Source organism: Caproiciproducens puteiluti (assembly GCF_052442865.1).
GTDB lineage: Bacteria > Bacillota > Clostridia > Oscillospirales > Acutalibacteraceae > Caproiciproducens.
The window spans coordinates 3,038,180-3,051,509 of the sequence record NZ_CP194790.1 but is presented as its reverse complement, the minus strand read 5'-3'; the positions used below and the strand labels follow the sequence as shown (position 1 = coordinate 3,051,509).

16 protein-coding genes are annotated in these 13,330 nt (G+C 47.5%); 12 read left to right on the top strand and 4 right to left on the bottom strand.

Features of this window, described 5'->3' with window-relative positions; genetic code table 11:
• Nucleotides 1-34 precede the first annotated feature (34 nt).
• The 3 genes from ACRQU7_RS14805 (at nt 35) to ACRQU7_RS14795 (ending at nt 2,470) form a co-directional block, all read left to right on the top strand.
• A complete protein-coding gene (locus tag ACRQU7_RS14805) occupies nt 35-889 on the top strand; it encodes an amidohydrolase family protein (protein ID WP_444641546.1) in 855 nt (284 codons plus the stop codon).
• 7 nt (nt 890-896) lie between these two features.
• Nucleotides 897-1,325 carry a secondary thiamine-phosphate synthase enzyme YjbQ gene (locus ACRQU7_RS14800; RefSeq protein WP_444641545.1) on the top strand — a complete coding sequence of 143 codons (429 nt, stop codon included), beginning with the start codon at nt 897-899 and terminating at the stop codon, nt 1,323-1,325.
• A 314-nt stretch (nt 1,326-1,639) separates the two neighbouring features.
• Entirely contained in the window at nt 1,640-2,470 is an 831-nt protein-coding gene (locus ACRQU7_RS14795) for a radical SAM protein (RefSeq protein WP_444641544.1), read from the top strand.
• Nucleotides 2,471-2,608: 138 nt separating this feature from the next.
• Here ACRQU7_RS14795 and ACRQU7_RS14790 read toward each other — a convergent pair whose 3' ends face one another.
• Nucleotides 2,609-3,493 carry a C39 family peptidase gene (locus ACRQU7_RS14790; protein WP_444641543.1) on the bottom strand — a complete coding sequence of 295 codons (885 nt, stop codon included), beginning with the start codon at nt 3,491-3,493 and terminating at the stop codon, nt 2,609-2,611.
• 467 nt (nt 3,494-3,960) lie between these two features.
• On the opposite strand from ACRQU7_RS14790, the gene ACRQU7_RS14785 reads away from it, so the two are divergent.
• The 6 genes from ACRQU7_RS14785 (at nt 3,961) to ACRQU7_RS14760 (ending at nt 8,075) form a co-directional block, all read left to right on the top strand.
• Entirely contained in the window at nt 3,961-5,205 is a 1,245-nt protein-coding gene (locus ACRQU7_RS14785) for an RHS repeat-associated core domain-containing protein (RefSeq protein ID WP_444641542.1), read from the top strand.
• 14 nt (nt 5,206-5,219) lie between these two features.
• Nucleotides 5,220-5,672: a DUF2691 family protein gene (locus tag ACRQU7_RS14780; RefSeq protein ID WP_444641541.1), complete on the top strand. Its 453-nt coding sequence runs from the start codon at nt 5,220-5,222 to the stop codon at nt 5,670-5,672.
• 510 nt (nt 5,673-6,182) lie between these two features.
• Entirely contained in the window at nt 6,183-6,509 is a 327-nt protein-coding gene (locus tag ACRQU7_RS14775) for a hypothetical protein (protein WP_444641540.1), read from the top strand.
• Nucleotides 6,463-6,855: a hypothetical protein gene (locus ACRQU7_RS14770; protein ID WP_444641539.1), complete on the top strand. Its 393-nt coding sequence runs from the start codon at nt 6,463-6,465 to the stop codon at nt 6,853-6,855. The genes ACRQU7_RS14775 and ACRQU7_RS14770 overlap by 47 nt, the downstream gene beginning before the upstream one ends.
• A 415-nt stretch (nt 6,856-7,270) precedes the next feature.
• Nucleotides 7,271-7,666 carry a hypothetical protein gene (locus tag ACRQU7_RS14765; RefSeq protein WP_444641538.1) on the top strand — a complete coding sequence of 132 codons (396 nt, stop codon included), beginning with the start codon at nt 7,271-7,273 and terminating at the stop codon, nt 7,664-7,666.
• 241 nt (nt 7,667-7,907) lie between these two features.
• Nucleotides 7,908-8,075, top strand: a complete 168-nt coding sequence (locus ACRQU7_RS14760) for a hypothetical protein (RefSeq protein ID WP_444641537.1) — start codon at nt 7,908-7,910, stop codon at nt 8,073-8,075.
• A 62-nt stretch (nt 8,076-8,137) separates the two neighbouring features.
• Here the strand turns inward: ACRQU7_RS14760 and ACRQU7_RS14755 are convergent, their stop codons facing one another.
• The 3 genes from ACRQU7_RS14755 to ACRQU7_RS14745 are packed head-to-tail and all read right to left on the bottom strand — an operon-like array spanning nt 8,138 to nt 9,098.
• Nucleotides 8,138-8,650, bottom strand: coding sequence for a manganese catalase family protein (locus ACRQU7_RS14755; RefSeq protein ID WP_444641536.1), 513 nt, complete (start codon nt 8,648-8,650; stop codon nt 8,138-8,140).
• Nucleotides 8,650-8,904, bottom strand: coding sequence for a spore coat protein CotJB (locus ACRQU7_RS14750; RefSeq protein WP_141826003.1), 255 nt, complete (start codon nt 8,902-8,904; stop codon nt 8,650-8,652). The genes ACRQU7_RS14755 and ACRQU7_RS14750 overlap by 1 nt, the downstream gene beginning before the upstream one ends.
• Nucleotides 8,901-9,098, bottom strand: coding sequence for a spore coat associated protein CotJA (locus tag ACRQU7_RS14745; protein ID WP_038325450.1), 198 nt, complete (start codon nt 9,096-9,098; stop codon nt 8,901-8,903). Before ACRQU7_RS14745 ends, ACRQU7_RS14750 begins: the two co-directional genes overlap by 4 nt.
• Before the next feature lie 160 nt (nt 9,099-9,258).
• Between ACRQU7_RS14745 and ACRQU7_RS14740 the strand changes: the two genes are divergently transcribed.
• From ACRQU7_RS14740 to ACRQU7_RS14730, 3 genes are read left to right on the top strand one after another with little or no spacing between them, the layout of a single operon-like run.
• Nucleotides 9,259-9,687 (top strand): MarR family winged helix-turn-helix transcriptional regulator, encoded by a 429-nt coding sequence (locus ACRQU7_RS14740; protein ID WP_141826002.1) that lies wholly within the window; start codon nt 9,259-9,261, stop codon nt 9,685-9,687.
• 28 nt (nt 9,688-9,715) lie between these two features.
• A complete protein-coding gene (locus ACRQU7_RS14735; RefSeq protein WP_141826001.1) occupies nt 9,716-11,440 on the top strand; it encodes an ABC transporter ATP-binding protein in 1,725 nt (574 codons plus the stop codon).
• Nucleotides 11,440-13,299, top strand: coding sequence for an ABC transporter ATP-binding protein (locus ACRQU7_RS14730; RefSeq protein ID WP_444641535.1), 1,860 nt, complete (start codon nt 11,440-11,442; stop codon nt 13,297-13,299). The genes ACRQU7_RS14735 and ACRQU7_RS14730 overlap by 1 nt, the downstream gene beginning before the upstream one ends.
• The last annotated feature ends 31 nt before the right edge of the window (nt 13,300-13,330 follow it).

Sequence of the window (13,330 nt, the reverse complement as noted above, 5' to 3'; positions counted from 1 at the left end):
GAGATCTAAACACCGAAAGGAGGAAAGAACTTCAATGCTCATAGACATGCACATTCATCCTATTTTCTACGGACCAATCAGCAATGATGATACTGAAGTGGAGTTTCGTAAAAACGCATTTGGGGTCTGGAAGCAGGATCCCATGGGATTTGAAGAGCTTTTTGCTGAATGGAATATCTGCGGAATTACGCAAGTCGCCTTACTTCCACTTGACCTAACTACTACAGCGGGAGGCTGGATAGTGGACAACAACCAGGTCAAGGCGCTCTGCAATCTGTATCCAGACAAATTTATTGGCTTTGCCAGTGTGGACCCGCATCGTGCGGACGCTGTGGATGTCGTGCGAAAGGCGTTTTTGGAGCAGGACTTAAAAGGTCTGAAGCTGAATCCCGCTAAGCAAAAGTTTTATCCGAACGACCCCATCATGGAACCGATTTATAAGCTTTGTGAACAAGAAAATAAACCTGTTATTTTCCATTCCGGTCTCAGTTGGGAACCGAATACTCCCACAAAATACTGTCATCCTATGGTTTTTGAGGATGTATTGATCGCCCACCCGAAACTGCGGGTCTGTCTTGCTCATTTTGCGTGGCCATGGGTGCGCGAGATGGTCATGCTGATGATTAAATATCCGAATGTATATACGGACACATCTCTGCTGTATGTGGATTCGCCCGAGGGGCAAATGACAGAACTATTTACTAAAGATATGGGGCCCATGTGGTTTGAACGCTGCTTTCCCAACCAGGTAATGTTCGCCTCCAATGGGCCCCGGTTTCGGGCTTTTAAAATCAAACGCGCATTGGATCAGGTGCCCATGCGGGATTTTGCCCGTGAAAACCTATATTACAAAAACGCACTGCGTTTTTTATCCGGAAAGGGGGCGTGAAAAAGCAATGGTCGTGGTGAAAACCATCCAGCATATCAGCAAAAAGGTTTCGGAATTTTATAATATTACCAATCAGGTGCATCAAATTGTAGAAACAAGCAAAGTAAAGAATGGTCTTGTAGCTGTCATTACTGCACATACCACCACAGGCATTATGGTGAACGAGGCATTGCCGTGTGTGGAACAGGACCTGAGTGAACTGATGGAGAATTTAGTTCCTCTGGATGCACCTTATCTGCACGCCCATTTTTTACCAACCTATGGAGCAACCAGCAATAATTCCCAAGGCCATCTGAAAAGCGCTCTGACTGGGAACCATTGTTTATTCCCTGTCATTGATGGAAAAATTGTATGCGGTAGCGCGCAGGAAATCTATTTGGTAGAATATGATGGTCCTCAACTTCGCAAAGTATTTGTGGAAGTAATGGGAGAATAATCTGGCAGAAAGCCATCTCCTTTCATCCGGAAATGACGTTCTCTATAGTATTTCCAGTTGATTCTGCAACAAGGTTGCGTTCCTCCCCCGCCAAAGGCGGGGGAGGAACGTGTTTTGTCTCGTAAATTAAAATGGAATTGCTGTAGGATACCATGGCTTAAACTACGGAAAAACCTGCGGGAGGTACGAACATGCATGAAAGTAACCCCGCTGCCCATTTGAAATGATCCCAAAAAGTTAGACAAAAGCTGATCTTTGTTTTATGCCTTGACAAGCTAGCGCTCACTAGCTTTATTTCAAGGGGGCAAAAGATAATGAAGGCAGCCTTTCATCTTGAATCGTATTTGACCGACGGAGTTGAGAATATCGTATCGGGTATTCTAAAAGCAATTCTGTACAACCCAAAGGAGAGTTGTTTTATGGCGAAATATGCCGCGCAGAGCAAGCGGTCTATCAAACTACGGCAGGCAGCGCAAAAAAACGGACAGCATATTCCGCCGTTTCTCATTGCAAGTATCACTACACAATGTAATTTGCATTGCAAAGGCTGCTATGCGAGAGCCAACCATAGCTGCTATGACCAAGATTCAGCCGAAAATGCCCAACAGCTTTTGCGAGCGGAACAGTGGGAAAGCATTTTTCAGGAGGCAGCCGATTTAGGGATAGGGTTTATTCTTCTGGCCGGCGGTGAACCCTTTGTTCGACGCGATGTGCTGGAAACAGCCGGAGAGTATTCAAGTATTTTGTTCCCGGTCTTTACAAACGGAACGATGTTTGATCAGAACTATCTGGAGCTGCTGGATCAGAAACGGAATTTAATCCCGATTGTAAGCATTGAGGGAAATCGCGAGACAACGGATGCCCGACGCGGGGCCGGGATTTATCAACGACTGCACTCCGCGCTGCAGGAACTACATAACAGGCAGCTGTTATTCGGAGCTTCCGTCACGGTGACAAAACAGAACCTGATGGAGGTTTTATCGGATTCTTTTATCGACGAATTGAGCGTCAGCGGCTACAAAGCAATTATTTATGTGGAATATGTTCCTGTAGATCATCGGACCGCTAATTTGGCGCTGGATGACGAAGCCAGAAAACAGCTTGCCCAGAGACTTGGTCTTAAAGAACGGCTGAATGGTTTGTAAGACACAGCATAAAAGCAAAATAAAAAAAACAACCAAACGCTTTTTTTTAAACGCGTTTGGTTAGTTAGGCTCCGGCATGCTTTATATAATCGGATACCAATAAATGATGGCCCCGGTACATAAGCCGGAGGCCATCATTTATGTGGAGAACGCCCAGAGATTCCGGATCTGGGGCTTTAATGTCCCGTAGCTCCATGCCTGCTCACTGCGGCTTTTGCTGTTCGGATCGTTTACCAGAAAATTTCCGTTTTCATATCCGTATAAAACAATAAAATGCCCCACCGTTGTGAAGTCGCCCGGGCGTAGGCTGCAGATGATCGGGTGCCCCTTTGCAAGCTCCTGGGCCATAAGGCTTTCATCCAGTGGGATTTCCCGAGAGGAAAGGCCCAAATCCTTCGCTCCCTTGGACATCAGCGTCCAAAGTGTGCTGCCGGTTGCATCCAGATATCCGTTTTTCTCGCTGAATTCGGCGACCGCTTTAGGGTTTAAGGCGGAATCTCCCGTCAGTCCGACGGCAACCATGGAAAGACAGGTAGGGCCGCAGCCATCCAGCGCAATAATTCCGTCCCCATAGGAAGCGTATCCCCAATCCTCGTCCCATTGCATCAGAAGCGGAATCCGGCCCTGCCGGTCCTTTCCGGAAAGGTCGATGTTTTTGGCCGAAGTGCCTTTTTTCTCCGGATAATCCAGTGTGAAATCGAGAAGCTCCGGGTTTCGGGCCAGCGATTCAAGAAGCCTTTCGGGGTAACGCCCCGGATTTTGCAGGATCGGTCCAGCCTTTGGGTTCTGTGCCGCCATGGCCTGCAGCGTCTCTGCCGTCTCTTCGGGAATGGTTCCCGTTTCCAGCCCGGCAGAGGAGGACTTCTGTGATAATGATTTGTCTGAAAGAACATCCTGTTCCAGCGGGACCACTCTAAAATGTATCAGGAAGGCCGCCGCAGCCAGAAGAATCAGCAACAGCAGGAAAGGATACTTTTTTCGCGGCCTCTTATATTGATATTCTTTTCTGTTCCGGTTGTCCAAATTGTAACTTCCCTTCTTGAGCATATTTCTGTAAAGACACAATCAGCTGCATTCCCGGGGATGGTTCCGCGGGACTTGAGCGGGGATAAGTGACCGGCTAATCAATCTATTATATCAGATGAAAATAGTTTTTGTTTTAAGAGATTTTGACAAATTTCTTACGAAAATCTTATTTTTCAAAAATCCTTTATGATCTTGGCCTTATAGCTGCCACCGGGCAGTTGACTGCGCTTGTCTGCCGGCAACTCCACGATATAGCAATCAGTTTAAGAGGCTGATAGGAATGAGACAGGCTACCGGAGAGCGAGGGCTTTACCATTTCACAATCAAAAGGATCCAGCTCTCGCTGGACCTTTTTCGACCATCCGGGCCGTCCCAAAACCGATTTGGGACGCCCGTTGCATATCGAACAGTCAATCAATCAATTTTCAAGCTCAGCATAGACGCTGTAGACCTATGAAGCATCTTTGAAACAAGGAGGAAATCCTCACAGATTAAAATCTGTACGTCAAAAAAAAGAGGGTACAACTACAAGCACGGGGCAATTCTACGCTTACGATAACTCCGGCAATATCAATACCACGTATATGGGAACTATTTCTGCGGAAGGCAATCTTCTTACGGAAGAACCGTATATTGGGACGTCGCAGTATTTCGATTCCAAAGAGAACTACATTACTTCCAGTGTGGACCAGCGTGGAAAAACGACACGGTACACTGTCAATTCCACGACCGGAATAACCAGCTCCATAGAAGACCCAAATGGGTACTTTACATATTACGATTACGAAGATCCCAATAACAGTAACTTGCTGACATCTGTCCATGCTCAGAGCAGTGCCGGAGAAGTGGAGAACAAATATTACTATGATTCAGCCGACCGGCTGAATAAAATTATACATAACGGGTTCGATTATACCTTTGCACGTGACGGTTACGGCAATACAACCATTATCAATGCCGGTTCAAGAAATCTGATCAAAAATATCTTTTATTCCGGAAACGGGAATCTGTGGCACTCCGATTACGGAAACGGACTTGTCCTTCTCTATGATTCCGAGGCCGGGATGTATTATCTAAACAGCAGATACTACGATCCGAATACAGGTAGATTTTTAAATACGGATTCAACACTGAATCCCGGTACGGGGATAAACGGGAGTAATCTGTTTTCCTACTGCAATAACAATCCTATAAATATGATAGATTCATCTGGTCATTGGCCCCAATGGATTGAAAACATTGCAAGTTCTATTATCAACACCGTGAGACAAGCTGTTACGGCTGTTGTAAATACGGTTAAGTCCGTGGTTTCAAACGTTTTTTCAGCTGAAACATCAAATCGTCGACCTAACACAGGTGAGCCGGGAAGCACTTATAAAGCTCCCAATGGCGATACAAGAACATATGGCCCCGATCGAAGGCCCCAACACGATTATGATCATGGTGACCACGGACAACCGGATAAACATCCGCATGACGAAAACGGCGGACATCACCACGACTGGGATTGGTCAAAGGAACCACCGAGAGGTAAGCCATATGTCATTAGCTGGGAGCCTGCAGCAGGAGCAGCTTTAATTACTGTCTCTATGGTGGGCATGGTTGCTGTTGCTGCTGATGACGTCACCGGAATAGGGGTTGCCGATGACTTTTTATTAGGACCACTAAGCGGTGGTGTTGCACAAGGATTAATTTTGATATTTGGATAATGGAGGTAAATGATATGATTCGAGGAGTATCTTTCAACGTATTACCATGCGATAATACGTTATATCAAATATTTAAGTGTATTGATGTTGAAAAATACTGTTGGTACAATATTGATAGTCAAAATGAGGCATGGAATAATCCCCAAGGAACCCCTTTTTTTGAAACAGACTATTATGATGGAAAGAGTTTTTTAAGACACATTATTTCTGATCATTTTATCATTTTTTTGAAACTACAAGCATACTTCAAAAATGGAAGTTTCTTTGACATTCATAGTTATAAAGAATTTGATAAAAGTGATTGTCAGCTACTGCTTTTAATATATGACTCCCAATCTGTTGAAATTTATGCAAAAGATCAAATTCTTATTAAAGATATTTATGAAAATGCATTGGCTAACTATTACACAAAAATTCAATACATTACCGAAAGTAACGATGGCCGAACGACAATGGATGTATTATGAGAGACTGCACTGAAATGCAAATAGTTATTATTAATTATAGAGCGCAGATGAAATCATTTGCGCTCTCTTCTATGGAGGGACTATTTTGCCTGGAGCAAGAGTCGTATTAAACTCCCGTTGCTTTCACATCGCCCGTGCTAGCGAAGCAGACGGGTAGGTTTATTAATGCGGATGGCCAGTTTAATCTCGACACCGGTCTTGCAGGCAACAATCTGTTCGCTTACTGTAATAATGATCCAATAAATGCAAGTGATTACAATGGCGCTAGATTTACTGAGTCAGACGATGGGTCTGGAAGATGGGTCAACTACGTTAATAATAGAATGTATTCAGGCACAGGAAGACCCATTACTGGTGGTGCAAATAGTAGCACCAAAAACAATTCTGTGGTTCAGTCCTTGAATAATCGCAAGCCTGGAAAGGCCCCACATGTTGGTTGGCCTAAGCTTCCCCCTGATTTAGGTGGAAAAAACCAAAATGGAATTCCGAAGGATACTGGGATGGTGCCCCATGGAGGGAGATATACATGGGACACATTCACATGGGGCCGGTGTGGACCGAGGTAATGGTCCGCAGGATGGTCATTGGGATGATGAAAACAGCAATAATCGTTGGGATAGAAACGGTGTTCCACTCTTTCAAAATCAGTCATTTTCATTTACAGATCAAATTTCTAACGCAACTGGTCTTACAGGAGTAGCATTAGCCGTGTATATAGTTGTTTCAGAAGGGTCTCGCATAATACCAGCAAGAAATATAATTCCAGTTCCACAAATGAATGAGGTGCTATATGAAAAAGACAATCAGTATAGAAGAATATCAAGAAATAAATATTAAGACAATAGAATTCCCTAAGAAAATTTACGTAGCATATGCAGTATGTAGAAGGGATTGCGGTAGCAGCGAGTTTATTAAAGGCGGTGCGACACAGATATGTAAGCATTGTGGGCATCAAATGTTTCGTACCGAGGAAAGAATATATACTTTAGTTGATGATTCGTATTGTAAAGTCAATAATTGTGCGCAGAAATCATCTTCAAATGAAGTAATTAAAATTAGTGATTATTTCAAGTTGGAGGATTACCCTGACGTAGCCCCAAATTCCGTAGAATTTCCGACTGAAATTTGTATTGTCTATGCAGTCTGCAGAAAAGAATGTGGAAAACAGAGAATTTCTGATTGATAGTCAAACAGATATATGTGAATATTGCGGACACCATATGCTTCACACGGTAGGCAGAAAATATATTTTAACAAAAGATGAAACCTAACTTATTTAGTTAGTATTAATTTCTTAGTGCGTAGATGAAGAATCATTTGCGCTCTCTTCTATGGAGGGACTTTTTTGTCCGGAGCAAGAGTCGTATTAAACTCCCGTTGCTTTCACATCGCCCGTGCCGGCGAGAAAGGGGTAACCTTGCCGGAGCGATTACTATTGATACTTTTGGGGCTATGGCTGGTGTCGTAGCGGGGGTTGGGATTGCCTCTCTATTGGTACCTTCAGTTGCAGTTGTTGCAACAATTTTCATTGGGGCTGGAATAGCTATTGGGACCAACGTCGCAAAAGACACTTGGTTAAAAAAGAAGGAGCTTTCTTAATGAGTACCATTAATAATCTACCGCCATTTATATATATACCAATGCTTGTTATAGGAATAATCGTTTTGTTGGCCACACTTATTTCCCATCGTAAGAGCTATCCTACACCATATAAAATAAGTTTTTGCTTTTTTATAGTTGAGGGAGTTCTATTAATTATTTTGAAAATGCAACTGTTCAATCATATCAGATCGGAGCTAACCCTTCTTGCGATACTGTCTTTAATTATAGGTCTATCGATTTTATTCATTTCAGGATATAGATATAATAAAAAAAATGGCATAAAAATGGATCCGTTTCTTAAAAAAATAATGATGGCTGGACTTGTTGCTATTATTATTTGCATTATCCTTCTTGCGTTTATTCTATACATGAAGAATAGACAATCTGCTTAAATGACGAAGTTATAAAATAGTTCGATTTTAGAGCGCGGATGAGGAATCATTTGCGCTCTCTTTTATGGAGGGATTAATTTGTCCGGAGCAAGAATCGTATTAAACTCCCGATATTTTCACATCACCACTCCCAAGAGAAAGGGACAGAAAGTATTCCGTAGATTGATTTGATTGCAGACGACGAAACCTGAGCTATATTTACAACAATGACGGAATCCGGACCGGCAAAACTGTTGACGGTGTGACCACAAACTACTTCCTTGACGGCAGCACCATCATGGCACAGAAGTCCGGCAGCGATGTAATGTGGTTCGTATATGACAGCAACGGCACGAGGGTTGGCTTTACCTACAACGGGGCTACGTATCTTTACAAACGCGCAGGGCGATGTCACCGGCATCCGGTATAGTGGGAAATCTACGATTTGTTTTAATCCTAAATTGATATTTGGGCATACAAAACCTCATTCATTTAATTTATGGATTTGCATTGTAGAACCATATTTCTCTTTGTTATTGTGGCGGAAATGGCTTGTCCCATCATAATTTTTGTAAGTTGTTCTTTTGCAATCGTAGCATCTGCTGCCAGGTCCTCATGAATATCTGAAATAGGATCTCCCTTTACCTGCAAAGCAGCCGCGGTAAATGGGCTTCCGTTTGCGTCGGACGGATATACTCCGGTGGTATGGTTGACAAAGTAAGCGGCAAATCCGCCTTCTCTGATCTGCTCTTCCGTCAGATTCCTGGTAAGCTGGTGGACAATTGTTCCAACCATCTCCAGATGAGCGAGCTCTTCAGTTCCGATATCTGTCAAAATTGCTTTTAATTCCGGATACGGCATACTGTAACGCTGACTTAAATAGCGCAGGGAAGCTCCCAATTCGCCGTCCGGACCACCGTACTGGGCAATGATAATCTGTGCCAGCTTCGGATTGGTATTTTTAATATTGATCGGATACTGCAGGTTCTTCTGGTAATTCCACATTATTTGTTTCCCCCCTTGTTAACATCCCACGGCCATGGGGCGTTGATCCCATGCCAGCGGCTGGTGTCTGAACTGTTCTGATTCATCGGCCCGTAGGCCGCCTTGTACTGTATGATTAAATCATCCGCCATCCTGCGGTGTTTCTTTTGCTGCTTTGCTGCCTTACAATCGCCGGGATGGGTGAAAACAGGAAGCTCCCAGGTCGCAAAACGGCAGGCGTTCGTCCTGCGCATCAGCTGTTCCTGTTCGCTCATTTCCTCCTGCCTCCCAAAAACGGTTTGTCAAGCTCAGGGAAGATGGTTCCCATCTCCAACCCTTTTTCGGGAGTATAGGTGGAATTAAATTGTTGGAATGGAATATAGGCCATCGCTACAACCGGCATCGCCGGAAGGGGAGTCCGAGTCATTTCACAGCCCTGTCCGTCCATATCCATCATATTATCTGTCATTGTTTTTCTCCTCTCGTGAGCATTGGTATTATCTCACAATATATTATGTATTAGGATTTCAAATGGTGTAATTGCTTATTTCGTAACTTGACATTTCCCAAATGCGGGATTAATATTAGTTTACTAACGGTTAGCTTCCTAATTGACAGGAGGGATTTTTATGCCGGTTACGCTGCATATGGCGATCAATCGGGTATTTCACGCGCAAAAAAATGTGACGAGGCCCGGAATGGCGAAAATCGGCCTTTCACCCGGACAGCCGAAAATTCTGAACCACCTTTCACGGCAGAACCACTGCATGCAGAAGGACATTGCTTCGGCGCTGGACATCGAACCGGCCACCGTGTCGCAGATCCTGAACAATATGGTGCAGGCCGGCCTGATCCAGCGGTCGGCCCCCGCGGAAAGAAGAAGGGCGGAATCGGTGTCCATAACGGAAAAGGGCCGTGAATATCTGGAAAAATGGCAGCAGCTCTGTAAGGAAATCGAGGATGTGTCCCTGCAGGGGTTTACGCAGGAGGAGCAGGAGCAGTTCCTGGATTACCTCTATCGCATGTACTGGAATCTGACTGGGAAAGAGATTGAATAAAGCCTGTTCGGCACTTGGAGGGGAATGAGTGTTAAACCGTTTTTTTATTTATTTTGACAAGTATCGCAGGCATCTGGCCGGCGGGGTCGTCTGCGTCGCTCTGGAAGCGATGTTCGAGCTTGTCATTCCACTGATTATGGCCGATATCATCGACGTGGGCGTCGCCAACCGCGATACGAACTATATCCTGCGGAAAAGCCTTGCCATGGTTGCCTGCGCGCTGATCTCTCTGCTTCTGGGCGCGATTTACGCGCGTCTGGCGGCCAGAGCGGGTCAGGGCTTCGGCGCGGAACTGAGAAAAGCGGAATACCGCAAAATACAGGGCTTTTCCTTTTCCAATATGGATCATTTCAGCACCCCGTCGCTGATTACCCGCCTCACCAGCGATATCACCATTTTGCAGAACGCGATCTGCAACGGAATCCGGCCGATGGTCCGCGGTCCGGTCATGATGGTGATGGCGCTGGCGATGTCGATCAAAATGAGCGCGAAGCTGGCGGTGGTTTTCCTGACAGCGATTCCCGTGCTGGCCGTCTGCCTGGTTTTGATTCTCCGCAGGCTTCGCCCGATGTACGGAAAGATGCAGAAGGCGCTGGACCGGGTGAACTCTATTGTGCAGGAGAATCTGACGGCGATCCGTACGGTAAAATCCTATGTGAAGGGCGACAGCGAATGCCTGAAATTCAGCGCGGTCAACGAAACGTTCCGGTCATCCTCGGAAACGGCTTTCCGCTACGCGGCGCTGAATATGCCCTGCTTTCAGTTTGTCATGTATTCCACCATTCTGTGCATCCTCTGGTTCGGGGGGAACTTTATCCACACGGGCACCATGCGGGTGGGACAGCTGACCGGATTTTTAAGCTATGTTCTTCAGATCCTGAACTCGCTGATGATGATTTCCAACGTGTTCCTGATGCTCAGCCGCTCAATGACCTCCGCTTACCGTATTGCGGAGGTGCTGGACGAACCGGTGGGAATCACCGACGGTACGGGCAGCGGGACGGTGGAGCATGGAAGCATCGATTTTGAGCATGTCTGCTTCAAATATCAGGAAACGGCCAAAGAATATGTGCTGTCCGACATCAGCCTGCATATCGGCGCCGGTCAGACAGTGGGTATCATAGGCGGAACGGGCTCCGCGAAATCCTCGCTGGTACAGCTGATTCCCCGGCTTTACGACGTTACCTCCGGCAGCCTGAAAATAGACGGCCGCGACGTAAAGGAGTATCCGCTTGCGCATCTGCGCGACGCCGTGGGCATGGTGCTGCAGAAAAATACCCTTTTCAGCGGAACCATCCGCGAAAACCTGAAGTGGGGAAACGAAAACGCCACCGACGAGGAGCTGGACTGGGCGTGCCGGATCGCCTGTGCGGATGAATTCCTGTCCCGGATGCCGGAGGGCTACGACACCGACCTCGGGCAGGGCGGCGTGAATGTTTCCGGCGGGCAGAAGCAGCGGCTCTGCATTGCCCGCGCGCTGCTGAAACGTCCTAAGGTGCTGATCTTTGACGATTCCACCAGCGCGGTGGACACCGCCACCGAGGCGAAAATCCGCAGAAGGCTGGCGGAGGACTTAAAGGATACGACAAAGATCATGATTACCCAGCGCATCAGCTCGATTGAAAACGCGGATCTGATCGTGGTGCTGGAGGACGGGAAAATCAACGAGGCAGGCACGCATGAAAGCCTGCTGGCACACAATCCGATTTACCGCGATATTTATGAATTTCAGCAGAAGGGGGCTACGGCGTAATGGCGAGAACAACGCTGCATGAAAAGCCCAAGGATATCTGGAAAACGCTGAAATTCCTCTGGCGCTATCTGAAAAAGCACGGAACCGCTCTGCTGCTGATTACCGTCATGGTGGCCGTCAGCGCCGGGGCGAACGTCTTCGGCACCTATCTGCTGAAACCGGCCGTCAACGACTACATTATCCCCGGGGACATCCGGGGGCTCATGAAAATCCTGATCTTTATGGCCGCCGTCTATTTTGCCGGCGTAGCCGCGTCCTACGGATATTCCCAGCTGATGGTGAGAATCGCGCAGAAGATCGTGCAGGAAATCCGCGACGACCTTTTCCGTAAGGTGCAGACGCTGCCCCTGAGCTTTTTCGACGCAAAAACGCACGGCGAACTGATGAGCCGGTTTACAAACGATATCGACACCATCGCCGAGGCCCTGAACAACAGCTTCGCGGTGCTGATCCAGAGCTTCATTATCATCGTCGGCACGTTTACGGTCCTGATTATCCTGAATGCCGAGCTGTCGGCGATCGTGCTTTTGTCCTTCCTCGGCATGTTCCTGTTTCTGCGGTACAGCGGAAAGAAAAGCCATGCGTATTTTTCCTACCAGCAGAAGTTTATGGGCCGGCTGAACGGCTTTATGGAGGAGATGGTGGAGGGGCAGAAGGTCGTCAAGGTTTTCAATCACGAGGACAGGGACTTTGAAGAGTTCTCCGACCGCAACAACAAACTGCTGGATGCGGCCACGGGTGCGCTGACTTATTCGGGGCTTCTGATTCCGGTGGTGGTCAGCATTTCCTATTTCAACTATGCGCTTTCCGCCTGCATCGGCGCGTTCTTTGCCATTGCGGGCAGAATCGATCTGGGAAGCCTTGCCTCGTACCTTGTTTATGTCCGCCAGACGGCGATGCCCGTCAACCAGTTCTCTCAGCAGCTCAACTTTATTCTGGCCGCCCTGTCCGGTGCGGAGCGGATTTTTGAAGTCATGCAGGAAACGCCGGAAACGGACGACGGTACCGTGACCCTTGTGCATACCGCGGTGGGGGAAAACGGCGAGCTGAAGGAATGCGGGGAGCGTACGGGCAGGTGGGCCTGGCGCGTACCGGATGAGGACGGCACCGCCTGGCTGGTGCCTCTTTTGGGCGACGTCCGTTTTCACGACGTGGTGTTCTGCTACGTTCCCTGCCGCCCCGTTTTGAAGGGAATCAACCTTTACGCGAAGCCGGGCCAGAAAATTGCTTTCGTGGGCTCGACCGGCGCGGGCAAGACAACCATTGCCAACATGATCAACCGTTTTTACGACGTTACCTCCGGCAGCATTACCTACGACGGGATCGACGTCCGGAATATCAAAAAGGACGACCTGCGTCATTCGCTCGCCGTCGTTTTGCAGGACACCCATCTGTTTACGGGCACGATCGCCGACAATATCCGTTACGGGAATCCGGATGCGGACAGGGAGCAGGTGATTAAGGCCGCCAAGCTGGCGAATGCGGATTCCTTTATCCAAAGGCTTCCGGACGGCTATGACACCATGCTTTCCGGCGACGGCGGAAACCTGAGCCAGGGCCAGCGCCAGCTGCTTGCCATCGCGCGCGCAGCGGTCTCCGACCCGCCGGTGCTGATTCTGGATGAGGCGACCAGCTCCGTGGACGCCCATACGGAAAAGCTGATTGAAACCGGCATGGATCACCTCATGGAAAACCGGACGGTCTTTGTCATTGCCCACCGGCTTTCGACCGTGCGGAACGCCAAGGCCATCATCGTGCTGGAAAACGGCGAAATCCTTGAGCGCGGCAGCCACGAGGAGCTGATTGCCCAGAAGGGGCGGTATTATCAATTGTACACCGGTCAGTTTGAATTGTCCTGAGGTGTTCCAATTTCCGTCAGGCTTTCGGCTG